This window comes from Pseudomonas lyxosi (assembly GCF_047758685.1).
In the GTDB taxonomy this organism is placed as follows: domain Bacteria; phylum Pseudomonadota; class Gammaproteobacteria; order Pseudomonadales; family Pseudomonadaceae; genus Aquipseudomonas; species Aquipseudomonas lyxosi.
In genome coordinates this window covers 1,659,913-1,683,882 of record NZ_CP180481.1, presented here as the reverse complement: position 1 = coordinate 1,683,882, position 23,970 = coordinate 1,659,913, and the positions used below count along the sequence as shown (strand labels likewise).

General features: G+C 58.7%; 22 protein-coding genes and 1 tRNA gene. 6 read left to right on the top strand and 17 right to left on the bottom strand.

Going from position 1 to position 23,970, the window contains the following annotated elements; translation table 11 throughout:
• Positions 1-58: 58 nt before the first annotated feature.
• Positions 59-745 (bottom strand): Crp/Fnr family transcriptional regulator, encoded by a 687-nt coding sequence (locus ACMXYI_RS07915; RefSeq protein ID WP_415772642.1) that lies wholly within the window; start codon positions 743-745, stop codon positions 59-61.
• Positions 746-829: 84 nt separating this feature from the next.
• Here ACMXYI_RS07915 and ACMXYI_RS07910 point away from each other — a divergent pair, with 84 nt between their 5' ends.
• A complete protein-coding gene (locus ACMXYI_RS07910; protein ID WP_415772641.1) occupies positions 830-1,354 on the top strand; it encodes a DUF962 domain-containing protein in 525 nt (174 codons plus the stop codon).
• Positions 1,355-1,451: 97 nt separating this feature from the next.
• Here the strand turns inward: ACMXYI_RS07910 and ACMXYI_RS07905 are convergent, their stop codons facing one another.
• The 6 genes from ACMXYI_RS07905 to dibA form a co-directional block, all read right to left on the bottom strand.
• Positions 1,452-2,441 (bottom strand): sulfate/molybdate ABC transporter ATP-binding protein, encoded by a 990-nt coding sequence (locus ACMXYI_RS07905; protein ID WP_046047288.1) that lies wholly within the window; start codon positions 2,439-2,441, stop codon positions 1,452-1,454.
• A gap of 3 nt (positions 2,442-2,444) precedes the next feature.
• Positions 2,445-3,317, bottom strand: coding sequence for a sulfate ABC transporter permease subunit CysW (gene cysW / locus ACMXYI_RS07900; protein ID WP_415772639.1), 873 nt, complete (start codon positions 3,315-3,317; stop codon positions 2,445-2,447).
• Positions 3,318-3,329: 12 nt separating this feature from the next.
• Positions 3,330-4,148: a sulfate ABC transporter permease subunit CysT gene (gene cysT, locus ACMXYI_RS07895; RefSeq protein WP_033058556.1), complete on the bottom strand. Its 819-nt coding sequence runs from the start codon at positions 4,146-4,148 to the stop codon at positions 3,330-3,332.
• 70 nt (positions 4,149-4,218) lie between these two features.
• The gene (locus ACMXYI_RS07890) at positions 4,219-5,232 is read right to left on the bottom strand and encodes a sulfate ABC transporter substrate-binding protein (protein ID WP_129439495.1); all 1,014 of its coding nucleotides are present in this window, start codon (positions 5,230-5,232) and stop codon (positions 4,219-4,221) included.
• Positions 5,233-5,302: 70 nt separating this feature from the next.
• Positions 5,303-5,485 (bottom strand): sulfur starvation response protein OscA, encoded by a 183-nt coding sequence (gene oscA / locus ACMXYI_RS07885; protein ID WP_007945260.1) that lies wholly within the window; start codon positions 5,483-5,485, stop codon positions 5,303-5,305.
• 128 nt (positions 5,486-5,613) lie between these two features.
• Positions 5,614-7,539 (bottom strand): phosphodiesterase DibA, encoded by a 1,926-nt coding sequence (dibA, locus tag ACMXYI_RS07880; protein WP_415772637.1) that lies wholly within the window; start codon positions 7,537-7,539, stop codon positions 5,614-5,616.
• Between the two features lie 147 nt (positions 7,540-7,686).
• Here dibA and desA point away from each other — a divergent pair, with 147 nt between their 5' ends.
• A complete protein-coding gene (desA, locus tag ACMXYI_RS07875; RefSeq protein ID WP_056745676.1) occupies positions 7,687-8,871 on the top strand; it encodes a delta-9 fatty acid desaturase DesA in 1,185 nt (394 codons plus the stop codon).
• A gap of 151 nt (positions 8,872-9,022) precedes the next feature.
• Positions 9,023-10,012: a GGDEF domain-containing protein gene (locus ACMXYI_RS07870; RefSeq protein ID WP_415772635.1), complete on the top strand. Its 990-nt coding sequence runs from the start codon at positions 9,023-9,025 to the stop codon at positions 10,010-10,012.
• Between the two features lie 127 nt (positions 10,013-10,139).
• Here ACMXYI_RS07870 and ACMXYI_RS07865 read toward each other — a convergent pair whose 3' ends face one another.
• The 3 genes from ACMXYI_RS07865 to gabD form a co-directional block, all read right to left on the bottom strand.
• Positions 10,140-11,354, bottom strand: coding sequence for an HDOD domain-containing protein (locus tag ACMXYI_RS07865; protein WP_415772633.1), 1,215 nt, complete (start codon positions 11,352-11,354; stop codon positions 10,140-10,142).
• 149 nt (positions 11,355-11,503) lie between these two features.
• Positions 11,504-12,781 carry a 4-aminobutyrate--2-oxoglutarate transaminase gene (gabT, locus tag ACMXYI_RS07860; protein ID WP_033058568.1) on the bottom strand — a complete coding sequence of 426 codons (1,278 nt, stop codon included), beginning with the start codon at positions 12,779-12,781 and terminating at the stop codon, positions 11,504-11,506.
• A 197-nt stretch (positions 12,782-12,978) separates the two neighbouring features.
• Positions 12,979-14,421, bottom strand: a complete 1,443-nt coding sequence (gene gabD, locus ACMXYI_RS07855) for an NADP-dependent succinate-semialdehyde dehydrogenase (protein ID WP_415772630.1) — start codon at positions 14,419-14,421, stop codon at positions 12,979-12,981.
• Positions 14,422-14,771: 350 nt separating this feature from the next.
• Here gabD and ACMXYI_RS07850 point away from each other — a divergent pair.
• A tRNA-Arg gene (locus ACMXYI_RS07850) sits at positions 14,772-14,848 on the top strand.
• Positions 14,849-15,000: 152 nt separating this feature from the next.
• Positions 15,001-15,858, top strand: a complete 858-nt coding sequence (locus tag ACMXYI_RS07845; RefSeq protein WP_415772628.1) for a hypothetical protein — start codon at positions 15,001-15,003, stop codon at positions 15,856-15,858.
• 25 nt (positions 15,859-15,883) lie between these two features.
• Here ACMXYI_RS07845 and ACMXYI_RS07840 read toward each other — a convergent pair whose 3' ends face one another.
• The 5 genes from ACMXYI_RS07840 to ACMXYI_RS07820 all read right to left on the bottom strand — a co-directional run bounded on the left by ACMXYI_RS07840 (position 15,884) and on the right by ACMXYI_RS07820 (position 19,710).
• The gene (locus ACMXYI_RS07840; protein WP_415772627.1) at positions 15,884-16,150 is read right to left on the bottom strand and encodes a hypothetical protein; all 267 of its coding nucleotides are present in this window, start codon (positions 16,148-16,150) and stop codon (positions 15,884-15,886) included.
• Between the two features lie 20 nt (positions 16,151-16,170).
• Positions 16,171-16,794 carry a hypothetical protein gene (locus ACMXYI_RS07835; protein WP_415772626.1) on the bottom strand — a complete coding sequence of 208 codons (624 nt, stop codon included), beginning with the start codon at positions 16,792-16,794 and terminating at the stop codon, positions 16,171-16,173.
• Entirely contained in the window at positions 16,791-17,357 is a 567-nt protein-coding gene (locus tag ACMXYI_RS07830) for an RNA polymerase sigma factor (protein ID WP_056745690.1), read from the bottom strand. Before ACMXYI_RS07830 ends, ACMXYI_RS07835 begins: the two co-directional genes overlap by 4 nt.
• 1 nt (position 17,358) lies before the next feature.
• Positions 17,359-19,062 (bottom strand): vWA domain-containing protein, encoded by a 1,704-nt coding sequence (locus ACMXYI_RS07825; RefSeq protein ID WP_415772624.1) that lies wholly within the window; start codon positions 19,060-19,062, stop codon positions 17,359-17,361.
• A gap of 87 nt (positions 19,063-19,149) precedes the next feature.
• Complete coding sequence (locus tag ACMXYI_RS07820) at positions 19,150-19,710, bottom strand: YbhB/YbcL family Raf kinase inhibitor-like protein (protein WP_129439513.1); 561 nt, start codon at positions 19,708-19,710, stop codon at positions 19,150-19,152.
• A gap of 139 nt (positions 19,711-19,849) precedes the next feature.
• On the opposite strand from ACMXYI_RS07820, the gene ACMXYI_RS07815 reads away from it, so the two are divergent.
• Positions 19,850-21,379 carry an FAD-dependent oxidoreductase gene (locus tag ACMXYI_RS07815; RefSeq protein WP_415772622.1) on the top strand — a complete coding sequence of 510 codons (1,530 nt, stop codon included), beginning with the start codon at positions 19,850-19,852 and terminating at the stop codon, positions 21,377-21,379.
• An 89-nt stretch (positions 21,380-21,468) separates the two neighbouring features.
• On the opposite strand, the gene ACMXYI_RS07810 is transcribed toward ACMXYI_RS07815, so the two are convergent.
• Together ACMXYI_RS07810 and ACMXYI_RS07805 are read right to left on the bottom strand one after the other, a co-directional pair.
• Positions 21,469-22,974 carry a YdgA family protein gene (locus tag ACMXYI_RS07810; protein ID WP_415772620.1) on the bottom strand — a complete coding sequence of 502 codons (1,506 nt, stop codon included), beginning with the start codon at positions 22,972-22,974 and terminating at the stop codon, positions 21,469-21,471.
• Between the two features lie 283 nt (positions 22,975-23,257).
• Complete coding sequence (locus ACMXYI_RS07805; protein ID WP_415772618.1) at positions 23,258-23,896, bottom strand: NADH:ubiquinone oxidoreductase subunit N; 639 nt, start codon at positions 23,894-23,896, stop codon at positions 23,258-23,260.
• Between the last annotated feature and the right edge of the window lie 74 nt (positions 23,897-23,970).

Sequence of the window (23,970 nt, the reverse complement as noted above, 5' to 3'; positions counted from 1 at the left end):
TTTGGTTGTCTTCTTCGACAATCTTCTTGTACACCTCCTGACATTCTCCTTTCTACTGTCACATTTGACAGGTAGCCCGTAACTTCCCCAAATCCAGAATCTCGATCTCGCCATAACTCAGACCAAGAATCCCCTGCCCCTGCAAGTCCTTGAGAATCTGGTTGGTGGTCTGGCGCGACAGCGAAAGCATCGACGCCAATTGTTCCTGGGGCAGTTGCAACACCCGTCGCGGCGGGTCGATTTCGCCGTAACCCTCGGCGATCATCAGCAAGCGATGAGCCAGTCGAGCGGCGGACGGCATGAGGCTCAGTTGTTCGAGATTAATGAAGGTCAGGCGCAGTTTCTGGCTCATCAGCAATGCCAGTTGCCGCCAGTACGCCGGTTGTTGATCAAGCAACGTCAGCAGCACGGTTTGCGAGATGTGCAACAGGACGCAATGACCCAGACCGAACGCATCATGAGTGCGCGGCTGACCATCAAACAGGCAGATTTCGCCGAACCAGTGGGGCGACTCCACCAGGCTCAACAGCGCCTCCTTGCCCTGCTCGCTCACTGCGCCGATCCGCACCGAACCTTCGAGCACCGCGTACAGCCCGCACGGTGGATCGCCGCGCTTGAACAGCCGCTGGCCTGACGACAACCGCCGCACCCTGGCGGCGGCCAGCAGACTATCCTGTAAAGGAACAGGTAAATGGCTGAACCACTGCCCTTTATCCAGCCGCGAACGCCAAACCTGCATGTCCATGAAAACTCCTGGAGATTGTCGCCTGCCTGACAGAGCAAAATGTGGACCCGGGGCATGATCCATCACCCAACAGGAGGAACAACAATGAAAAGCCTCGTCGACCATCTCAGTCAATACGCCGCCTACCACCGTGACCCGCGCAATATTGCCACCCACTTTATCGGTATTCCGCTGATCGTTGTCGCCGTTGCGGTGCTGCTGTCACGGCCCGAGTGGTCGCTGGCCGGGGTTTGGGTGTCACCGGCAGTACTTTTGGCGCTGGCTTCGGCGTGGTTTTATCTGCGATTGGAGTTACGGCTGGGTGTGCTGATGACGGTGTTGCTGGGCCTTTGCATCTGGCTGGGTCATGTGCTCGCACAGCAAAGCACGCTGGTCTGGCTGGCGAGCGGCATCGGGATGTTTGTGGTGGGTTGGGCGATTCAGTTTGTCGGTCATCACTACGAAGGACGCAAACCGGCGTTCGTCGATGATGTGACGGGGTTGATTGTCGGGCCGTTGTTTGTGGTGGTTGAGTTGGCATTTTTGTTGGGGTTGCGGCATGACCTGAAAGTGCAGATCGAGGCGCGGGCTGGGGGTGTGCGAATCAATCCGAATCGCGCTGCAGCATAAGACGCCATCGCGAGCAAGCTCGCTCCCACAGGGGATTTGTGAACGACGCAAATCACTGTGGGAGCGAGCTTGCTCCGGGGGGCGCTCCGACGATGCTTTAGATGTTGGCGAGTTTTTGCCAGACCTTGGGCTTGAAGAACAAGGTTTCACCCTTCGCCAGTCCGATCAGGCTGTCGTGATCTTTCACCACTTCAGCTTCGATCAATTCGCTCTGGCCTTCGACCTTCAGCGTCACCCGTGTCGTCGCGCCCAACGGACGAATATCCCGCACCTCGGCCGCGTGGTGATCCTCCAACTCGTGACGCGACAGCGACACTTCGTGCGGACGGAACAGCACATGGTTGTCTTCACCCAGATGCAGCCGGTTCGAGTCACCCAGGAAGTGATAAACGAAATCGCTGGCCGGGTTTTCGTAGACGTCGCCCGGTGAGCCGATCTGCTCGATCACGCCCTTGTTCATCACCACGATGCGGTCGGCGACTTCCATCGCTTCTTCCTGGTCGTGAGTCACGAACACCGAGGTCAGGTTGATGTCTTCGTGCAGGCGTGCGAGCCAGCGACGCAGTTCTTTACGGACCTTGGCGTCGAGGGCGCCGAAGGGTTCATCGAGCAGCAGGACTTTCGGTTCAACCGCCAGCGCGCGAGCCAAGGCAATACGCTGACGCTGGCCACCGGAGAGTTGTTCCGGGTAGCGATCCGACAGCCAATCCAGTTGCACCATGTTCAGCAGCTCGTGGACTTTCACCGCGATCTGGCTTTCGCTCGGGCGCTGATTTTTCGGCTTCATGCGAAGACCGAACGCGACGTTGTCGAACACGGTCATGTGGCGGAACAGCGCGTAGTGCTGGAACACGAAACCGACGTTGCGATCACGCACATCGTGACCGGAGACGTCTTCACCGTGGAACACGATGTTGCCCTTATCCGGGGTTTCCAGACCGGCGATGATCCGCAGCAGGGTGGTCTTGCCGCAGCCGGACGGGCCGAGCAGCGCCACGAGTTCGCCGCTTTGAATGTCCAGGCTGATGTTGTCCAGCGCCTTGAACGCGTGAAAGTTCTTGCTGACGTTACGCACTTCGATCGACATGACTTATTCCTCCGCGGCGCTGGCGCGCAGGCGGTTAATACGGTTTTCGCTCCACTGCTTGAGCAGCAGGATGAAGAGCGCCAGGATCAGCAACAGGCTCGCCACGGCGAACGCGGCCACGTGGTTGTATTCGTTGTAGAGGATCTCGACGTGCAGCGGCAGGGTGTTGGTCACCCCGCGAATGTGCCCGGAAACCACCGACACCGCACCGAACTCACCCATGGCCCGCGCCGTACACAGCACCACGCCGTAGATCAGGCCCCATTTGATGTTGGGAACGGTGACGTGCCAGAACATCTGCCAGCCATTGGCCCCGAGCAAACGCGCGGCCTCTTCTTCCTGCGTGCCTTGTTCCTGCATCAGCGGGATCAGCTCACGTGCCACGAACGGCACGGTGACGAAGATCGTCGCCAGCACGATGCCCGGCAAGGCGAAGACGATCTGGATGTCGTGGTCCTGCAGCCACGGCCCGAACAGGCCCTGGGCGCCGAACATCAGCACGTAGACCAGACCGGCGATCACCGGCGACACCGAGAACGGCAAGTCGATCAGGGTCACCAGCATGCTCTTGCCGCGGAACGAGTATTTACTCACGCACCACGCGGCGCTGACGCCGAACACCAGGTTCAGCGGCACTGAAATCAGCACGGCGATCACCGTGAGTTTCAGGGCCGACAAAGCGTCGGGTTCGAAGATCGCGGTGAAGAACGCGCCGAGGCCATTTTTCAGGCCCTGGGACACCACGATGAACAATGGCAGCAACAGAAACAGCGCAAAAATCAGCCAGCCAAGGCTGATCAGGATTCGCCGCGAAGTGGCACTGCCACGGCGGGCAGCGTTGGCCGAGGAAGCGGCGCTAATAGACGATTGGGACATTTTCGCGCCTCCTTATGGGGTTTCGATGCGCCGCTGCAGCAAGTTGATCAGCAGCAACAAGACGAAAGAAACCACCAGCATCAGTACACCAATGGACGTAGCGCCGGTGTAATCGTACTGGTCGAGTTTGACCATGATCAGCAGCGGCAGGATCTCGGTTTTCATCGGCATGTTGCCGGCGATGAAAATCACCGAACCGTACTCGCCGACCCCGCGGGCAAAGGCCAGCGCGAAACCGGTCAGCCAGGCTGGCAGCAGCGCGGGCACCAGAATATGGCGGAAAACCTGCAACGGTTTTGCTCCCAGGCATGCCGCCGCTTCTTCCACTTCACGCGGGATATCAGCCAATACTGGCTGTACGGTACGTACTACGAATGGAAGTGTCACAAAAGTGAGGGCAAGGGTGATGCCAAGAGGGGTGTACGCGATCTTGAAACCCAGGTCCGCTGCGAACTGACCCACCAAACCGGTGGGGGTGTACAACGCAGTCAGTGCGATACCGGCCACCGCAGTGGGCAACGCGAAGGGCAAGTCGATCATCGCGTCGATGACTTTGCGTCCCGGGAAGGTATAGCGCACCAGCACCCAGGCCAGCAGCGTGCCGATGATGCCGTTGATGATCGCGGCATAGAGCGCAGTGCCGAAGCTCAGCTTCAACGCCGCCAGCACCCGTGGCGCCGAGATAATCGCCCAGAACTGGTCCCAGGTGAGTTGAGCGGCATGCACGAACATCGCCGCCAGTGGAATGAGCACAATCAGGCTGAGGTACACCAAGGTGTAGCCCAGCGTCAGCCCGAAGCCGGGTATGACGGGGGAGATACGACGCGACATAAAAGTCCTTGGTTGAGAACGCGCAAAGCCCCGAACGTAAATCCGGGGCTCGTTTATGGCTTATTTCAGGTTATTGCGCCTGATAAATCTGGTCGAACACGCCACCGTCGTTGAAGAATTTCGGTTGAGCGGTTTTCCAGCCGCCGAAATCCTTGTCGATGGTCACCAGGTCCAGTGTCGGGAACTGTTTGGCGTACTTGGCGGCAACATCCTTGTCACGTGGACGATAGAAGTTTTTTGCCGCGATTTCCTGGCCGGCCGGGCTGTACAGGTGCTTGAGGTACGCTTCGGCGATCTCGGTGTTGCCCTTTTTCTCGGCGTTCTTGTCGACCACGGCTACGGGAGGTTCGGCGAGGATCGACAGCGAAGGCACGACAATGTCGAACTTGTCAGCGCCGCCGTCTTCTTTCAGGGCCAGGAAGGCTTCGTTTTCCCAGGCCAGCAACACGTCGCCCTGACCGTTGTTGACGAAGGTGATGGTCGAACCGCGAGCACCGGTGTCCAGCACAGGAACGTGTTTGAACAGGGTTTGCACGTATTCCTTGGCTTTCGCTTCGTTACCGCCATTGGCTTTCAGGCCATAGGCCCACGCCGCGAGGAAGTTCCAGCGTGCGCCGCCGGAGGTTTTCGGGTTCGGGGTGATGACTTCCACGCCGTTCTTGGTCAGGTCGCCCCAGTCCTTGATGCCTTTAGGGTTGCCCTTGCGCACAAGGAACACGATGGTCGAGGTGTAAGGCGTGCTCGCTTCCGGCAGACGCTTCTGCCAATCCGCTGGCAGGGTCTTGCCGAGTTTGGCGATTTCGTCGATGTCACCGGCCAGGGCCAGGGTCACCACGTCGGCACGCAGACCGTCGATCACTGCCCGGCCCTGCTTGCCCGAACCACCGTGGGACTGCTGGATTTTCACGCTGTCGCCGGCGTGGTCTTTCTGCCAGAACTTGACGAATTCGGCGTTGTAGTCCTGATACAGTTCGCGAGTCGGGTCGTACGACACGTTAAGCAGTTCGTAATCCTTGGCAACCGCGGAACCAGCAAAAAGGGCACTGGCCAGGGCGGCCAAAGCGAAATGACGAATCGACGACATGGTGAAAGCTCCTGGGATTCTGATTGTGTTGGCTTTTTCTTATGGTGTGCTGGTATCGGGTTGCCGGTTTTTAACTCGGTTTGTTGCTTGGGTTCTGCAACCGGAATTTCTCTTTGCGTTCGATCTGGACCACCTGGGCGTTGTGCACGGTGATTTCCACTGCGCCAAAACGCAGATCGCGCAAGGCGCTCTGGATCTCACGCAAAATGGTTGCTTCGTCCTGGCCGTCAACGCTACGTAGGGATGCGCTCATGGTGCTGCTCCTTCAACTAGAGGTTGCCTGGCAGTGGCGAGACTGCTTGCGGCGTGAGGCCAATAGTAGATAAGCGCGGATATTCTTAAAAAGACTATTTAAGAATTTTAATATAACCAAAAGACCGATCAGTGCTGAAGAATCAAGGGAGCACGCTTCCAATCCAGCTGCCCGGCCGGCACCGGCCGCCCAAACCAGTAGCCCTGCCCCAGATCGCAGGCGTGCTCGAGCAGGAAACCCGCCTGCTCGACCTGCTCGATGCCCTCGGCATGAACCTGCATCCCCATGCTCTGGGCCAGCGCAATGATCACCCGCACAATCGCCGCGTCATCCTCATCCCACGGCAACCCGGCAACGAAGCCCTGATCGATCTTGAGTTTCTGTACCGGCATTCGCTTGAGGCGCAGCAACGACGAATAGCCTGTACCGAAATCATCGATGGCCAGCCGAACTCCTAATTCACGCAACCTGTGCATCTGCTCCAGCGCAACTTCCGGGTCATCCATCACAGCGCTCTCGGTGACTTCCAGCTCCAGACAGGCAGGATCCAGCCCGGTTTCGTGCAGCACCTTCGCCACCTGCCCAAACAGCTCGCGGCGGGCGAACAATCGAGAAGAAACATTCACCGCGACAAACGACAACACCACCCCGGCCTGCTGCCACTGGCACATCTGCTCACATGCCTGACGCATCATCCAGGCATCAATTTCGGCGATCAGACCGGTGCGCTCGGCAACGGGAATGAATTCTGCCGGCGACACCAACCCTCGCTGCGGATGCTCCCAGCGCACCAATGCCTCGACGCCGATCAGGCGGCTGGTCTTGAGGTCATGAACCGGCTGGTAATAAACCCGCAACTCCTGCTGCTCCAGCGCACGGCGCAATTCGAATGCCGTCTCGACCCGTTGCTGGGCATGCGCGGTCAATTCTTCGGTATAGAGGGCGTAGCCATTGCGGCCGGCACCCTTGGCCTTGAACAGCGCCGAGTCGGAGTTGCGCAACAGCTGCTCGGCACTCAAGGCGTCGCCGGGGAACAGGCTGATGCCGACGCTGATATTGACGAACAACTGATGCCCGTCGATCTGGAACGGCTCTTTGAGGCCATCGATGATCCGCTGAGCCAGCGCCGCCGCGTGCACCATTTGCGGACAGCTTTCAGCCAGCACGGCGAACTCGTCACCGCCAAGGCGTGCCAGGGTGATTCCCGGACCGACCATCGCTTTCAAACGCTCGGCCACACCCTTGAGCAGCTGGTCCCCAATGCTATGCCCGAGGCTGTCGTTGATCATCTTGAAGTGATCAAGATCGATCATCAGTAACGCGCAGCCGCGCTTGTGGATCTGCGCCGAAGCCAGGGCCTGCTCGGTGCGGTCGGTGAACAGCAAGCGGTTGGGCAGATCGGTCAGCGGATCGTAGTGAGCCAGATGCGTCAGTTCATGCTCGGAGTTCTTGATTGCACTAATGTCGGAAAACACAGCCACGTAATGGCTGCGCCGCCCCCTCTCGTCGTCAATGACGCGGATGGTCTGCCATTGCGGGTAGATCTCGCCGCTTTTGCGGCGGTTCCAGATTTCTCCGCTCCACTCGCCGGTGCTGTTGAGTGTCGCGAACATCGCCTGGTAAAAGCCCGGCGGGTGATGGCCGGACTTGAACAGACTGGGGCGCTGGCCGAGCACCTCCTCGCTCTGATAACCGGTGATTGCCATGAAGGCCCGGTTTACATGGACGATCAACCCTTTGTTGTCGGTGACCAGCACCCCTTCACGCGTGCAATCGAACACCGCGGCCGCCTGACGCAGACGCTCGTGGTCTTCAGTGCGCTCACGCAATTTTGCGCCGATCCCCAGGCAACGAAACAATCGCGCCCGGGCGAGAAAAATCAAACCGGCGCTGAATACCACCCAGGCGTAACCGTTGATCAGTTGCCATCGCATTAGCTCAGCGGAGCTATCGAAGAAACTGTTCAATAAATAACCGCTAAATAGCAGCCAACCTACAGAAACCAGAAGGTAAAGCAGCGCTGCACGCAAAGCATCGCGATAGGTGGCAGACATTCGGCTGTCCATGTCCCTTCAAAGTGGATGGAATTATAGTTTAAAGAAACATCCAGCCACTCTTATCTGAAAGGGCGACTGGTTTTATCTGTGAGCTAAGTGATAATGCAACGGCTGTTTATTTCTTTATCGAGGGCCCAATAGCCTATGTGGTACGAAGGTTTTCTCGGCTTGTCGCCCTGGTCACTGGTGGCAGTCACCCTGCTGATGACCCACGTGACGATCATCGGCGTCACGGTCTATCTGCATCGTTATTCAGCCCATCGCTCGCTTGAGCTCAATGCTGGCCTGAAACATTTCTTCCGCTTCTGGCTGTGGCTGACCACGGCACAGAACACCCGCGAGTGGACCGCTATCCACCGCAAGCACCACGCCAAATGCGAAACCGTCGATGACCCGCACAGCCCGGTCATCAAGGGCCTGTCCACCGTTCTGCGCAAAGGCGCCGAGTTGTACCGTGCCGAGGCGGAAAACCCCGAGACCCTGCGCATCTACGGCAAGAACTGCCCCGAAGACTGGATCGAACGCAACCTGTACAGCCGTTTCCCGCTGCTGGGCGTGGCGATCATGGGTGTCATCGACCTGTTGCTGTTCGGCACCATCGGCATCACCATCTGGGCGATCCAGATGATGTGGATCCCGGTCTGGGCCGCCGGCGTGGTCAATGGCCTCGGTCATGCCATCGGCTACCGCAACTTCGAATGCCGCGATGCGGCGACCAATCTGGTGCCTTGGGGCATCCTGATCGGCGGCGAAGAACTGCATAACAACCATCACACCTACCCTAATTCGGCAAAACTGTCGGTGAAGAAGTGGGAATTCGATCTCGGCTGGGCCTGGATCCAGGTCTTCAGCTTCCTGCGTCTGGCCAAGGTTCAGCGGGTCGCGCCCATCGCCCACCGGGTCGAAGGCAAAGGCAACCTGGACATGGACACCGCCATGGCGATTCTCAACAACCGCTTCCAGATCATGGCCCAGTACCGCAAATTGGTGATCGCACCGCTGGTCAAACAAGAGCTGGAAAAGGTCGATCACTCGGTCCGTCACCAGTTCCACCGTGCCAAGCGCCTGCTCTCGCGGGAAACCAGCCTGCTGGATGACAAACACCACATTCGCATCCAGACCATGCTCGAGCACAGTCAGGCGCTGAAGGTAATTTACGAGAAACGCCTAGCCTTGCAGCAGATCTGGGTCAAGACCAGCTCAAATGGTCACGACATGCTGGCCGCCATCAAGGATTGGGTACACGAAGCCGAAGCCAGCGGGATTCAATCCCTGCGCGACTTCGCCGATCAGTTGAAAACCTACTCCCTGCGCCCCGCCGCCGTCTGACGCCGTTGATCGGTGCGCCCCGTTCGTGGGCGCACCCTTCGGAACTTAGCTCCAAATCCCCTATCTCAAAGACACTTCGCCATCCAGGCGGGCCTTGGTATTGGTCGCTTTCGAACCTCGAGCGGCACACGCCCTTTGAGATTTTGTGTCGATGGTCAATAAAAGCCTACAAGACTCATCCCTCCCGCAGTGGCCCGAGGCCGCGCAAACCTTGCTGGCGCTGATGCATGCACAAGGCGAAGTGGCGCGCCTGAGCGAACGCGAACAACTGTTCAGCGCTCTGCTGGTGAGCGTCAACGCGGTACTTTGGGCCTTCGACTGGGAATCCCGTCGGGTGCTCTATGTCAGCCCTGCGTATGAACGGATTTTCGGCCGCTCCGCAGGCTTGTTGCTGTCCGACTACAACCAATGGCGCGACAGCATTTACCCCGACGATCTGGACTATGCCGAACGCAGCCTGGCCGAAGTACTGGTCAAAGGCGCCGATGAAGACCGCGAATACCGAATCATTGCCGCCGACGGCCAGGTCCGCTGGCTCAGTGACAAGTGCTTCATCAACCGTCAGGCAGAGCCGGGGCAACCGGTGATCATTGTCGGCATTGCCGAAGACATTACTGACAAGAAGCAGATGGAAACCGAGTTGCAACGCTTGGCCACCACCGACGTGCTGACCCAGAGCAGCAACCGCCGACACTTCTTCGAATGCGCCCACCGTGAATTCGAACAGGCACGGCACCAAGGCACGCCGCTGGCATTCCTGCTGCTGGACATCGATGACTTCAAAGTGATCAACGATACCTACGGCCACCAGGAAGGCGACAACGTGCTGCAACGAATCGCCGAGAGCGGTCGCGCGACGTTGCGTCGAGGTGATGTGTTCGGGCGAGTGGGCGGTGAGGAATTCGCAGCAGTGTTTCCCGGCTGTGCGCCAGACATGGCCATGCAAGTGGCCGAGCGCCTGCAACGGGAGATTCAGCGCTTAAGTTTCAACCATGGCGACCAGACGTTCGGCATCACCGTCAGCCAGGGCCTGACCAGCCTCACCGCCGAGGACGAAAGCGTCGACAGCCTGTTTGCCCGCGCGGATGCGGCAATGTACCAAGCCAAACACCAGGGCAAGAACCGCATCGTCTGCGGCTAGGTTTTTGGATCGTTCCCATGCTCTGCGTGGGAATGCATCTTGTGACGCTCTGCGTCACGACTTGCTAAGGGACGCGGAGCGTCCGGGGCGGCATTCCCACGCAGAGCGTGGGAACGATCTACCGGCGTTATTTTTTGCGCAGGCGCATCAATTCCGGCAACCCGATCTTGAGCAACCGCGCCGTCCGGCTCTTCGCCAGTTCCTCAATGCCCTCATGCTCGGTCAGTCGCGCCAGTTGTGCAGCCATGTTCATCACCAGCGCTTCGCGGGAGTAAACCCCGCCACCGAACTGGAAGACAGCTGCAATCAGCTCTCGCAGCTCCAGCGGCAGGCGCCAGCGAGTGCGAAGCGCCGAACCATAGGCCGCGCCGAATTCGGCCAGCGCCTCGCCAACCTCCTCCCATTCATCCAGCTCACCACCCGCCTGCTTCCACTCCTGCAAACAACGCAACAGCGCAAGGTCGCCGAGGCGATGCAGCATACCGGCGCAATAACACCGCTCCTGATCCAGATCCAGCAAGCGCGCCAGGGTCCGGCCATACTCGGCAGTGCGCAGCGACAGCTCCCAATAGCGCTCGGCATAGTCGGCCAGAAATGGGTCGCTGAGGCGGGCACTGCGCTTGAGGGCCAGCCCCAGAATCAGGTTCATGCTTTGCCCGGTGCCGAGGCGGTGCAGCGCCTGGGACAGGGTTTGTACGGCGGCGCCATGGTGCTGGGCCGCGCTGTTGGCGGCGGCGATCAGCACAGCGGTGATTTGCGGATCGGTGCGAATCTCGTCATGCAGCACGGTCAAATCGAGGCCGTTGGGATTGAGGCTGCGTTTGACCGCCAACTGCACGTCAGTCATCAGCGGCGCACCGTCCGCAGACTCACGACGACGCTCCAGGTACGCCGACAAGGTGATGCCCGGCGCCAATGAAGGCATCTCGCAAGACACCTCTTCACCGGCGTTCAGCAGCAACTCCTGCAGGCGCTGGGTCAGATTTTCCATGCTCAGAGGCTTGGTCAGGTACGCCGCCGGCGCCAGGGGCAAGACTTCGCGCACACTGGCGCTGTCGTTGCGGCTGCTCATCAGAATGAACGGCAGGGGTGGATTGCGTTTACGTTGGCGGACATTGCGCAAGACATTCAAACCATCGACGCCGGGCAATTCCCAGTCGACGATCACCAGGTCGTAAGGATTTTCCGCCAACAGGTGCAGCGCTTCCTGACCATCGGCACACAGATCCAGCCGTGCGTCGCAGCGCACATTCAACAACACTTGCTTGAGCAGGTCGCGAGACCAGGGGTCGGCCTCGGCAATCAGCACACGCGGTGCAGCGGGTAACACCACAGCAGTCATTTACACACTCCAAAGTAGTGCCTGCACCTTAGTCAATGCTGGCCATTCGATACAGCGCATTTGCCATCGATGGGTTCCCGGGACACAAAAAAACCCGCCGAAGCGGGTTTTTTTGTCGATCAGTTCACAAATCGATCAGAGCCTGGAGATCACAGCTCGGAGAAGCACTCTTCGATGATCGCCAGACCTTTGTCCAGTTGCTCGTCCGGAGAAGTCAGCGGTACCAGGACGCGCAGAACGTTGCCGTAAGTGCCGCAGGACAGCAGGATCAGACCCTTGTCGCGAGCCTTGGCCACAACGGCGGCTACCGCTGGAGCGTTCGGCTTGTGGCTGTCGCCATCAACGAACAGCTCGACCGCGATCATCGCGCCCAGGGCACGGACTTCGCCGATCACCGGGTATTTAGCCTGAATGGCTTTCAGGCCAGTGACCAGACGCTCGCCGACAGCCTTGCAGCGGTCCAGCAGGTGCTCTTCTTCGAACACTTCCATTACGGCCAGAGCCGCGGCGCAAGCGATCGGGCTACCGGCGTAAGTACCGCCCAGGCCGCCTGGAGCAATGGCGTCCATGTATTCGGCCTTGCCGCACACACCGGCCAACGGGAAGCCGCCAGCGATGGATTTGGCGAAGGTGGTCAGGTCGGCAGCAACGCCCATCTGTTCCATGGCGAAGAAGGTGCCGGTACGACCAGCGCCAGTTTGTACTTCGTCAGCGATCAGCAGGATGCCGTGCTGGTCGCACAGGGCGCGCAGACGCTTCATGAACTCTTTAGGTGCAACGTAGAAACCACCTTCGCCCTGAACCGGCTCAATGATGATTGCAGCGATGTCACGCGGCTCGGCGTCGTTCTTGAAGATGCGTTCGATGCTGGCGATCGAATCGTCGATGCTCACACCGTGCAGTTCGTTCGGGTACAGCGCGCGGAAGATGCCGCCTGGCATCAGGCCCATGCCGGCCGAGTAAGGCACGACTTTACCGGTCAGGCCCAGGGTCATCATGGTGCGGCCGTGGTAAGCGCCGGTGAACGCGATCACGCCGGCACGGCCAGTGGCGGCACGCGCGATCTTGATGGAGTTTTCCACGGCTTCGGAGCCGGTGGTCACCAGCAGGGTTTTCTTGGCGAAATCACCTGGCACCTTGGCGTTGATTTTTTCGCACACTTCTACGTACGGTTCGTAAGCCAGTACCTGGAAGCACGTGTGGGTCAGCTTATTCAGCTGTTCGGTCACGGCGGCGATGATTTTCGGGTGCACGTGGCCGGTGTTCAGCACGGCGATACCGCCGGCGAAGTCGATGAACTCGCGACCTTCAACGTCAGTCACGGTGGCGTTCTTCGCGGACTCGGCGAAGATCGGGTGAATCTGGCCAACACCGCGTGGTACAGCGGCTTCGCGGCGTTTCATCAGGGATGCGTTAGTCTTGCTCATAAAGTCCTCATTCACCGCTCATCGGGCGGCGTGGTTCAAGGAAAATGCGGCGGGGAGGCAACTACGGCAGCATGCGATGATCGACTGCCACAGCGTTCCCGGCCACAGAGAAAATTCCGTTTGTTGCACGCAAAGGGACAGCGCTCTCGTGCCCTTTGCGTTTGAAGCAATGCCTTGCCGGGCTTTTCCCTTCGAGCTTAGATGCCCAGGCAGAGGTATTTGATTTCCAGGTAATCTTCGATGCCGTACTTGGAGCCTTCACGGCCCAGGCCCGACGCCTTGATGCCGCCGAACGGCGCGACTTCGTTGGAGATCAACCCGGTGTTGACGCCGACCATGCCGTATTCCAGGGCTTCAGCCACACGGAACACACGACCCAGGTCGCGAGCATAGAAGTACGAAGCCAGACCGAACTCGGTGTCGTTGGACATCGCGATCACTTCGGCTTCGTCTTTGAAGCGGAACAGCGGCGCCAATGGGCCGAAGGTTTCTTCCTTGGCCACGGCAGCGTTTTTCGGCACGTTGGTCAGAATGGTCGGCTCGAAGAAGTTGCCTTCCATGACCTTGCCACCGGCGAGAACGGTTGCGCCTTTGCTGATCGCATCAGCAATGTGCTCTTGAACCTTGGCCACGGCTTTTTCGTCGATCAGCGGCCCAGTGGTGGTGCCTTCTTCCAGACCGTTACCGATCTTGAGTTTGGCCACGGCCACTTTCAGCTTCTCGGCGAACGCGTCGTAGACCGAATCCTGAATGTACAGACGGTTGGCGCAGACGCAGGTCTGGCCGTTGTTGCGGTACTTGGAAATGATCGCGCCTTCGACGGCCTTATCCAGGTCCGCGTCGTCGAACACGATGAACGGCGCGTTGCCGCCTAATTCAAGGGAGACTTTCTTGATGTCCTTGGCGCATTCAGCCATCAGCTGACGACCGATTTCGGTCGAGCCGGTGAAGGACAGTTTGCGCACGATCGGGTTGCTGGTCAGCTCGCTGCCGATGTCGCCGGCGCTGCCGGAAACCACACTGAACACACCGTTTGGAATGCCGGCACGCTGGGCCAGTTCAGCCAAAGCGAATGCCGAGAACGGAGTTTGCGAAGCAGGCTTGAGCACCATGGTGCAACCGGCGGCCAGGGCCGGGCCGGCTTTACGGGTGATCATCGCGGCCGGGAAGTTCCACGGAGTGATTGCAGCGGTCACGCCGATTGGCTGCTTGATCACGATCAGGCGCTTGTCTGGCTGGTGACCCGGAATCACGTCACCGTAGACGCGCTTGGCTTCTTCAGCGAACCACTCGATAAAGGAAGCGGCGTAAACGATTTCGCCCTTGGCTTCGGCCAATGGCTTGCCTTGTTCGAGGGTCATCAGGCGAGCCAAGTCGTCCTGGTTCTCGATGATCAGTTCGAACCAGCGACGCAGCTTGTTCGCACGGTCCTTGGCGGTCAGTGCACGCCAGGCCGGCAGCGCTTTGTCAGCGGCTTCGATTGCACGGCGGGTTTCGGCAGCGCCCATTTTCGGCACGGTGCCCAGAATTTCGCCCGTTGCCGGGTTGTTGACGTTGATCGTCTGACCATTGTCCGCATCAACCCAAGCGCCATCGATAAAGGCTTGCTGGCGGAACAACTGGGTGTCTTTAAGCTGCATGTCGGCTTTCCTTAACAGCACCGCGGCAAGCGCGGAGCGAATTATGATTGTAGAAAGGCGCCTTATAGGCTGCCGTCAGGGAAATCATTCACCGGGCTGAAGCACATAAATAGCGCACTGATTGAAACTCGTGCGGTTCAGCACCCAGACAAGAGCGTTTGAAATCTCAAACGAATCCTAGGATCAAAGGGGGTAAAGGACAATAGCCTGTTCGAAAAAAAGAACGAAAACGCCGCATTTGCCTAATTTTTCTGATCAACGTAGCAAACACAGGTTACGCTTTGGAAAACCGCAGGCGATTCAGCAGCATGGACGCCCGCAGTGCATATGAGTATCATGGCGCCCGCATTGCACCAGTAGCTCAGCTGGATAGAGTACTGCCCTCCGAAGGCAGTGGTCGTGGGTTCGAATCCCGCCTGGTGCACCAAACGTAGAAACGAGAAAGCCTCAGATCTTAGGGTCTGGGGCTTTTTTGTGGATGTCATTTCAAGCGGCAAAAAAATGTCGATACATTTTTGACCTACCACTTCCGCTCCAATTAAAGCTTTGATGCATGCCTTCAATTGGACGGGAGGTCCCATGTTGCTTGACCGATTTCACCTTCAACCTTACCAACCTAGCCTTGCCTACTTCATCGGCTGCTTCGATGTGTGTCATAGATCGGAAGTAATGAATGAGGAGCTAGGTAAGTACGACCCCAATGATCCAGTGGATCGTGACTTGTTTATCCGGAAGTATTGTCTGAAGTCGTATCCCGATGAGAATTTTCGACATCGCAGGGCTCAATTTGATTTGCTCGAGGAAGCACTCGCCGATCCGAATTTCGATTTCGCTTCCATCTGGGAAGAAGATGAAGATGATTTCTACTCGTGGGAGTGGCCATCTGACTGGCCAGAAATCGACGACGCTCGAGGTTTATTTCAGGCCATTAGGGATATTGCCAAAGAGGTGTGGCATGTAGATCTGCAGCGTTCCAGTCTGCCTACTCTACAGAGTTGTAGAGAAATACCTGAGCGTGACCTTGGATCCTCAGATTGGCTGTTCAGAGTGGACAACTCTCAGGCCTGGAAAGACGTTTTCAATCTCGCGGTTACCCCCTTCGACCTTAAAACCAAGGGCCCCGTTCGACTAGACGAACACCTGGCGTTAAGCGCCGAAGGCTATTTAAACAGTCTGATTTTTCGCCCTTCCCATTGGCCACCTAGCACGGCTTTTACCTACTGTGAACTTGATATCTCGGTCACGGGTATCAGTGAAATAGAAGTGCGCGGTAGTAAATTTGATGGCCCGATAAGTGCGTCGTCGACACCGTTGAAGACGGGTTGCTACTTACGCATGAGAATAGGTTTCGACTGCATTATTGAATGTGTGGCTCTTCATATAACCATCAGCAATGTGATCGGAAGTCATCGAGTCCAGAAATACGGGCACTGCTGATAAAAAAACCGCCGAAGCGGTTTTTTCACTCAGTCGTCCAATCGAACTCGTCGTATTCATCATCCTCTTCGTCCTCAACCTCTTCTTCATCAAGAACGTCTTCCTCAAACGCTTCTTCCGCCTGCTTCGCCAGCAGAAACTCCTTACGACTCTCAGTCACTGCTCGCCGTAATTCCTGACCCTTCTCCGGGCAGTTGAGCATTTGGGCGATGCGGTCGATTTTTTTCGCCATGGCTACCTCCAACGCATCGGCTATGGGTCGATAGTGCGCGCTTTCGGGTGTCGATGCCAAATGACTGACCGCTCTGCCTCTCAGTTTTTCTGCAATTCCTTGAGTCTGGCCGTGAGATTTTCCTTGGGAAAGCGTTTGTGCAATGTTGCCATCAGGTCAGCGGCTGCTTGAGCCTGACCAGCCTTTTGCAGGCGGATCACTTCCCTTAATTGATCGTCGATAAACTTTGCCGGAGCTATCGCCGGGCGTTTGCTGGCCTTCGCTTCGTCAGCCATTTCAGCGTTGATCGATTCGCTCTGCGCTGGGGCAGCAAGATCGGCCATTGGGGCTGCAAGCTCTGGCGCGGACATGGCGCCGGCTGGGGCAGCCAGTGAACGCGCAACCGATGACGGTGCTTCTTTTTTGGCGACCGGTGCAGACGCTTTGGGTGCAGGCGCGAAGTCGTAACTCGGCGGTTGCTCCTCCGTGCGTTGCACCAGCGCCAGCATCAGGGCCACACCGACGAGGCTGGCAAATGCGACCTGCCAACGGGGTTTCTGGCAGGCCTGAACCCAGCGTTTCCACAGACCTGGCTTCTGCACCGGGACTTCGCGGTGTGCGGCAGCCAGGAGGAACGCGTCGAGATGGGCCGGTGGTTCGTCGATCGCGTGGTCACGATAGTGCTTCAACACTTCGTCTTCTGGCGTAGGACGGGCGTCAGTCATGTCAGTACCTCCTCGGCCAGCAGCCGACGCAGTTTTTGCTGGGCGTAGCGCAAGCGGCTTTTGACGGTTTCCAGCGGTGTTTCGGTGAGGGTGGCGATCTGCGGCAGGTCGAGATCGCCGTGGGCGCGCAGCAGGAACACTTCGCGCTGGTCAGCGGGCAGGTTTTGCAGGGCCGCTTCGAGGCGCTGGTTGTCGCGGCTCAGGCTCAGCAGTTGTTCGGGATCAGCAGCGTCATCGCTGAGCGCGTGGATTTGTTCGTCATAGCTGTCGTGCAAGGGGTTGTGGATTCCGTGTTTGCGCCAGTGATCGATCAGGCGGTTGCGGGCAATCTGGTAGAGCCAGGTACGAAAATTCGCCCGGCCTTGTGGCTGACTGGTGCTGCGGATCAGGCTCAACCAGGTGTCCTGGTAAACCTCTTCGGCCAGCTCGGACTTGCCGCTCAGGCCGAGCAGGAATCGGTAGAGCCCTTGGCGATGACGGGCGTACAGAATCTCGAACGCCGGCCCGTCGCCTGCGCGATAACGGGCCAGCAGCGATTCGTCGCTCGATTCAGGAGCAGACATTTCAGTTGTAGCCTCCTTTAAGCGGCTCACTGTTCGATGCGGTCGTGGTTCGCAGACTTTGCGTCAACTCCACTAACTGCACGAACTCTGCCCGCAGACCAAATCGATCCTCGCCCCGCGCACCGCGAGCCAAAGCCTCGGTATCCTTCAGGCTGAAATCCCCGGTATAGCGCCCATCCTTGAGCTGCTGGGAAAACGCCGCGACGGCCGCTGCAAATCGCAGGTCTTCACTGGCTGGCGCAGCACTGTCAGTGATCGGCCGCTCGATCAAGCGACTGTTCCCACCTTCGGGCAACTGATATCGCACGCGCAGTATGGCCATTTCACCAGATTTCCCGGAAGCACCTGCCCCGGAGTTGCCATACCGCAGCGGCTCCAGCCAGCCCTTCTCGCCCTTGGGCACAATTTCGTACAACGCCGTCACCGTATGCCCTGCACCCACTTCACCGGCATCAACTTTGTCGTTACTGAAATCCTCACGCTTCAACGCACGATTTTCATACCCCAACAGCCGATATTCGCTGACCTGCGCCGGGTTGAACTCCACTTGCAGCTTCACGTTTTTCGCCACGACCGCGAGGGTCGAACCGAGCTGATCCACCAGCACCTTGCGCGCCTCGCGCAGGTTGTCGATGTAGGCATAGTTGCCGTCGCCGGCATCGGCCAACTGTTCCATCAGGTGTTCATTGTAGTTATCCACACCAAAACCCAATGTGGTCAGGGAAACGCCGGTCTTGCGTTTATCCACAGCCATTTGCTTGAGGCTGTCGAAGTCGCTGATGCCGACGTTGAAGTCGCCGTCGGTGGCCAGCAGGATGCGGTTGATGCCCTTGGGGATAAATGCCTGCTGCGCCATCTGATAAGCCAGTTCAATGCCTGACGCCCCCGCGGTGGAGCCGCCGGCGGTTAATTGATCGATGGCTGTACGAATTTTCGCTTTGTCGCGTCCGGACGTTGGCTCCAGCACCACCCGCGATTCGCCGGCATAGACGACCAATGAAACCCGGTCCTGCTCGCGCAATTGATCGACCAGCAATTTAAGGGTGCTTTTGACCAGCGGCAAACCCTCGCGTCGGTCCATCGAGCCGGACACGTCCACCAGAAACACCAGGTTCGCCGGGGCCAGTTCCGCGACCGCGCGGTCCGAGGCCTTGATGCCGATGCGCAACAATTGGGTATGCGGGTTCCACGGCGACGGCGCCAACTCTGTGGTCACGCCGAAGGGCGAGCCATCGGTGGGCAATGCGTAATCGTAGGGGAAGTAATTGACCATCTCCTCCAGTCGTACTGCACCTTCCGGTGGCAGGCGCCCTTGATTGAGCAAGCGGCGGACGTTGGCGTAAGCACCGGTGTCGACGTCGGCGCTGAAGGTCGAGACGGGCGCTTCGGCCACGCTGTGAATCGGATTATCCGCCAGCGCTTGATACTGCTCCCGCTGCTCATCCCGATAGCCCTGCGCAGATGCCTCACCCGCCGGCATCGGCGCATAGCTCGGTGCCGGACGCACGCTGCGCTTGGCCATCGAGGTGTCCGCCATGACAGCCTCGCTGCGCACCACGACTTCAGCCGGCAGCGCACCTTGAGCCGGTGGCGCAACCGAGGCGGAATCAGGCTTGGATGAAACGCCGCAACCGGCAATGGCCAGCAGCAACCCGGCGGCGAAACCCTGGGCGGCCGGGCGGAGGAAATGCAGAGGGAGGGACATGGGGGCTGACCTCAGGAGGAAATTGATCCATTCATCCTCTGAGACGAGCCCCTCTTCAGGTTCGGGTTAAACCGGCCGAAATTAATTTCAGCGGTGATAACGCCGCACCACACTGCTGTTTTTCAGCACATGGCCTTTGATTTTTTCCAATAGCTGCGCGCGCGTCAGGCCGGCGGGCAAAGCTTCCGGCGCCAGGTCCAGGGCATAGAGCTGGATGATGTAGTGGTGCGCGCTGTCGCCAACCGGCGGGCAAGGACCGACATAACCGGTGGTGCCTTTGCTGTTGGTGCCGCCGACACCTTCAAGGGCGGATTTTGCGCCGACGCCGGCGGCAATCTGATGAGTCGTGGCTTTGATGCCGTAATGCACCCAGTGATCGACGCCTTGGCCTTTTTGGCCGTCAGGATCGTGCATGACAATGGCATAACTGAGGGTGCCCGCCGGGCCGGCGTTCCAATTCAAGGCCGGTGACTGGTTGTGCCCACCACAATTGGGCGCATCGCTGGCGGCAGCCGAGGTGAACAGTCGATCGTCGGTGACACCTGGGATGTTCAGGGTGAAACGCTCCTGGGCCTGCGCCGGAAATTGCACGCAAAGGGCGACTGCAACGGCCGCCAGCCAAGGGTTCAGAGAGGTCAATCGGGTCATACCGGAGCACCTTGTGCGGGTGGGGCCGTCGTCGGCGTGCAAACTATAGCCGGACCGTTCATTCGGTGGCAGCGGGAATTGGCTGAACCTCCAGATAAGCGCCAAACTCTTAAGTGAAACGTTTGCCTGGAGAGTGATCATGGCACTGCATCGCGTCGCCCGTTTCGCCGATGTGTCCGAAAACCGGGGCCTTGAAGTCCAGATCGCGGACACGAAAATTGTCCTGCTGCGGGTGGGCGATCAACTACGCGCCTTTCAGGGCGAATGCCCCCATGCCGGGGCGCCGCTGGCCGACGGCGCTCTGTGCCACGGACGTTTGATCTGCCCGTGGCACAAGGCTGCGTATCGGATCGAAGACGGTGCGCTGTGCGAACCGCCGGCCCTGGACAGCCTCAAGCGCTATCCACTGGAAGTGCGCGATGACGAGGTCTGGGTCGACGATCAGCCGATGTCCGACGCTCACACCCCTCCGGCGGACGACGAGCGAACGTTTGTGATCATCGGTGCCGGTGCGGCAGGCACAGCGTGCGCGGCGGCGTTGCGCGAAAAGGGCTTCGGTGGACGGGTGCTATTGATCGACCGTGAAACCGACGCCGGGTACGACCGCACGGTATTAAGCAAATTCGTGATTGCCGGGGAGATGCCGCCGGAAGAAGTCCCGCCGCTGCGTGATGAACACTTTTACCAAGAGCAGCGCATTGAGCGAATAAACGCTGAAGTGACAAGCCTGGACGCCGCGAACAAGACGTTGCGCCTGGCTGATGGTCAATCGCTGAGTTACGACGCTGCCCTGCTCGCCACCGGTGGCACACCCAATCCGCTTACGCTGCCTGGCGCCGATCTGCCGCAGGTATTCGTGTTGCGTTCGAAGGATCAGGCGCAGCGGATTCTGGGCTCGGCAAAACCAGGCCAACGAGCGGTGATCATCGGTGACAGTTTTATTGCCATGGAATCCGCGTCCTCCCTGCGCCAATACGGCCTGGACGTCACCCTTCTGGCCCGCCACGCAGTGCCTTTTGCCAAACAGTTTGGCGATGCCGTCGGCAAATCGATTCGTGCCCTGCACGAGGCCAACGGCGTGGTGTTTCATACGGATGGCAACGCAACGCACATCGAAGGAACCGCCAAAGTCGAAGCGGTGCGCTTGGACAATGGTCAACGTTTGCCGGCGGACTTGGTGTTGGTCGGTATTGGCGTCAGCCCGGCAACCGGTGCATTTACCGGCCTTCCCCTGGAAAAAGACCAGTCACTGAAGGTCGACGGCGGGATGCGCGTGACCGATGGGCTTTGGGCCGCCGGCGATATCGCGACCTTCCCGCTCAACGGCCAGCCCCAACGAATCGAACATTGGCGCCTGGCACAGCAACAGGCACGGATCGCGGCGATGAACATGCTCGGCGGCGACGAGCACTACCTCGACGTGCCTTATTTCTGGACCTGGCACTTCGGCAAAAACTACGACTACCTTGGACACGCCTCGACCTGGGATGAGGTCGAGTTCAAAGGCGACCCTGACCATCCACCCTTTATCGGCCTGTTCGGCAAGGAGGGATTGGTGGTCGCCGCGGTGGCATGCGATGAAGAACGTGCGATAGCGATGCTCGCCGAACGGATGAAACAGCCGCTGCCGGTGGATGAGGCGTGGCGGTTGATTCGGGACCTGAATTAACAGCTGTTCCCCCGCTTCAAACGCCAGACAGCAAAACGCCCGGCGTCTGCTTTGCGCAGAGGCCGGGCGTCGGTCTGTAAACCCTGGTTTTACTCGACGGCGACATTACCGCCGAATTTGCTCATGACAAACCCGACAAACTCTTCGACGGTCATCTTCTGGCCGTTGAAATCCACCTGATTATTGGCGTAGTGCAGTTTGGCGACGATGTTGTTGTCTTCCAGTTTTGCCAACTGCGTACCGACGGCCATGCTGCCAAACATGTCAGCGGTGGCGGTGGCCTGATCGGCGATGAGTTTGGCGTCGGTCTGACCGTCGATTTGCGACTGCACGCTCAGCAGGTCAACGAGCATTGGCTTGGACACTTTCACGTTGACGTCCAGCAGCGCGATCAGTTGTTGGGTCAGCTGATCCGGCGGCAGGTCCATGGATTGTGGTTTGGTCAGGTCAAGCACCAGGTTGGCGCGGCTTTCGCCATTCGGGGTATTGAACGACAGATTCTCCAGGGCGACCTGCGGGCCGGCGGCCAGCAGTTTCTCCAGGCCGGTTTTGACCTGCGCCTCTTCGGCCGGGGTCAGGACCAGCTCTGGCGCCGGTTCGCCCGCCGCCACGGCCTCAGCGGCGGCCCTCTCGTACGGTTGCAGTTTGGTCTGGTAAATCTGCATCAACGACATTGTTGCCGGGATGTCGAGGTTCTTCAGGCTCATGGCCATCTGCGCAGAACCGACAGCCTTGCCGTTCAAAGACACTTCACCCACCTTGTAATCGGCACGCCCCGAAGCGCTGGTGCCCGATTCCTCGGTCTGGTTCTTCATTTCAAACTTCTTGAAACCCAAGACCGACTGCTTGGCGCCGAAGGTGGTTTTGCTGTCGGTCAGCTCGACGGTGTTCTCGCCGGTGTAGTAGCCGTAGGTACTCTTTGTCAGGTTGCTGGCCAGGGTCAGGCCGTTCAGTTCGACCTTCACCGGCGTCTGATCTTCAGCCACGGTGTTCAGTGTCAGGCTGTCCATGTAGCCGTCGGCCTTGACCTTCTGCGCTTGAGCGCTGGCGGCGACATCGAGGTTCAGCCCAGAAAATTTCAGGTTGGACTTGTCGTCCAGCGCCACGTCCAGCGGCAGCAATTGCAGGGTGCCGTTGGTGGCATTGTCGTAACCGATGTTGACCACGCCCGTGAGTGGCGATTTGTCCTTGGCGGCAGCGAACCACTTCTCGGTGGTCGGCGTTCTTTTCAGTTCGTAGTGACTGGTGGCCAGGACCGGCAGCCACTTCAACGACATCAGGCGCGAAAACGGCAGCGGACCGTGTTCGATGCGATCGACGAACAGCAACTCCACCGGAGCTTCACCGAACATCTCGCCTTCGCCCTTGAGGCGGTAGTGCGCGGTGCTGCTGAACACATGGCGCTCCAGCGATACCAGCTCCAGCGACGCGGTGCCGTTGGAACCGACCAGCGCGGCTTGCAGCTCTTTGTTGGCGTCGGCGATCGAGGTGTTCAGCACACCGTCGAGTTTGGTGCCGGTGTACCAGGCACCGCCGGCGCTGATTGCACCGATGGCAACGACGATTCCAAGAAGCACGCCTGCTGATTTATTCATGAATTACCCGATCAATGTCCGTTGTTGAAGGTGTGGTCGTCTTCCCTGAACCCATGACGGGTTACGGTCACGACTGCGCTAAAAGTGCGATGGAGATTAGCATTAGGCGCACGGGGCGACCCAATGATTAAAGGTTAAAGAGTGTCTATGGACCGTACGCAAGGGTTGAGAGTTTCGGCGGATATGAAATCGCCATCGCGAGCAAGCTCGGCTCCCACAGGAATTGCGCTAAACCTGTGGGAGCGAGCTTGCTCGCGATGGCGTCAGTCCTGCAAACACAAAATCACGAATACTGCGTTTCGATCTCATCAAGCTGATGATCAAAGCTCTTGAGCCGTGCGGTCCATGTATAGACCAGCACTTCGAAGTCGCGATTGATCACCGCCGTGCCGCTTGGGGATTCCGAGCGTGGGTCGCAGAAGTCCAGTTGATAACGTTCGCGCGCCATGGCGGTGGCGACATCGGAGAGTTCACGGGCGTTATTGAGCCAGTGCCAGCCTTCCTCGGACACTTGCTTGTCCAGTGCCTGGCATTGTTTTTTCAGGGTTTCGAGGCTTTTTTCCAGCGGCGTACCGGTGAGTTCACCCATGACTTCCTGGAACGTACGCCCCGGTTGCCAGTAACTGCCCCAGAAATACCGATCGAACACCGTTTCGACACGGCGCAGCGCGACCTTGGTGTCCCAGATCAGCACCAGGGTCTTGCCTTGTTCGAGCTGTCTTTTTTTGATGCGCTGACCCTGGACCGAAGCCCAGGCCACCACCACGATTGCCATCACGGCAATCAATGCCGCGGCGCTGTCGAGGAACACCAGCGCCTTGTCGATCTGGTGGGCCAGCATGATGCCGTAGAAATAAGTGGCCGACAGCAACACCAATGCCGCTATAGCGCACCAGAAGCCGGGAGCATAAGGGTTTTTCATTATTGGAATCCCCATGACCAACGCGAGCCTTGATTGATGAGTTCGACGCGCGACCTCATCAAATCAAAGCATAG

Excerpts from the sequence above, each read along its gene's own strand:
- ACMXYI_RS07915 (WP_415772642.1), bottom strand. The coding sequence starts at position 745 with ATGGACATGCAGGTTTGGCGTTCGCGGCTGGATAAAGGGCAGTGGTTC.
- ACMXYI_RS07910 (WP_415772641.1), top strand. The coding sequence starts at position 830 with ATGAAAAGCCTCGTCGACCATCTCAGTCAATACGCCGCCTACCACCGT.
- ACMXYI_RS07905 (WP_046047288.1), bottom strand. The coding sequence starts at position 2,441 with ATGTCGATCGAAGTGCGTAACGTCAGCAAGAACTTTCACGCGTTCAAG.
- cysW (WP_415772639.1), bottom strand. The coding sequence starts at position 3,317 with ATGTCCCAATCGTCTATTAGCGCCGCTTCCTCGGCCAACGCTGCCCGC.
- cysT (WP_033058556.1), bottom strand. The coding sequence starts at position 4,148 with ATGTCGCGTCGTATCTCCCCCGTCATACCCGGCTTCGGGCTGACGCTG.
- ACMXYI_RS07890 (WP_129439495.1), bottom strand. The coding sequence starts at position 5,232 with ATGTCGTCGATTCGTCATTTCGCTTTGGCCGCCCTGGCCAGTGCCCTT.
- oscA (WP_007945260.1), bottom strand. The coding sequence starts at position 5,485 with ATGAGCGCATCCCTACGTAGCGTTGACGGCCAGGACGAAGCAACCATT.
- dibA (WP_415772637.1), bottom strand. The coding sequence starts at position 7,539 with ATGTCTGCCACCTATCGCGATGCTTTGCGTGCAGCGCTGCTTTACCTT.
- desA (WP_056745676.1), top strand. The coding sequence starts at position 7,687 with ATGTGGTACGAAGGTTTTCTCGGCTTGTCGCCCTGGTCACTGGTGGCA.
- ACMXYI_RS07870 (WP_415772635.1), top strand. The coding sequence starts at position 9,023 with ATGGTCAATAAAAGCCTACAAGACTCATCCCTCCCGCAGTGGCCCGAG.
- ACMXYI_RS07865 (WP_415772633.1), bottom strand. The coding sequence starts at position 11,354 with ATGACTGCTGTGGTGTTACCCGCTGCACCGCGTGTGCTGATTGCCGAG.
- gabT (WP_033058568.1), bottom strand. The coding sequence starts at position 12,781 with ATGAGCAAGACTAACGCATCCCTGATGAAACGCCGCGAAGCCGCTGTA.
- gabD (WP_415772630.1), bottom strand. The coding sequence starts at position 14,421 with ATGCAGCTTAAAGACACCCAGTTGTTCCGCCAGCAAGCCTTTATCGAT.
- ACMXYI_RS07845 (WP_415772628.1), top strand. The coding sequence starts at position 15,001 with ATGTTGCTTGACCGATTTCACCTTCAACCTTACCAACCTAGCCTTGCC.
- ACMXYI_RS07835 (WP_415772626.1), bottom strand. The coding sequence starts at position 16,794 with ATGACTGACGCCCGTCCTACGCCAGAAGACGAAGTGTTGAAGCACTAT.
- ACMXYI_RS07830 (WP_056745690.1), bottom strand. The coding sequence starts at position 17,357 with ATGTCTGCTCCTGAATCGAGCGACGAATCGCTGCTGGCCCGTTATCGC.
- ACMXYI_RS07825 (WP_415772624.1), bottom strand. The coding sequence starts at position 19,062 with ATGTCCCTCCCTCTGCATTTCCTCCGCCCGGCCGCCCAGGGTTTCGCC.
- ACMXYI_RS07820 (WP_129439513.1), bottom strand. The coding sequence starts at position 19,710 with ATGACCCGATTGACCTCTCTGAACCCTTGGCTGGCGGCCGTTGCAGTC.
- ACMXYI_RS07815 (WP_415772622.1), top strand. The coding sequence starts at position 19,850 with ATGGCACTGCATCGCGTCGCCCGTTTCGCCGATGTGTCCGAAAACCGG.
- ACMXYI_RS07810 (WP_415772620.1), bottom strand. The coding sequence starts at position 22,974 with ATGAATAAATCAGCAGGCGTGCTTCTTGGAATCGTCGTTGCCATCGGT.
- ACMXYI_RS07805 (WP_415772618.1), bottom strand. The coding sequence starts at position 23,896 with ATGAAAAACCCTTATGCTCCCGGCTTCTGGTGCGCTATAGCGGCATTG.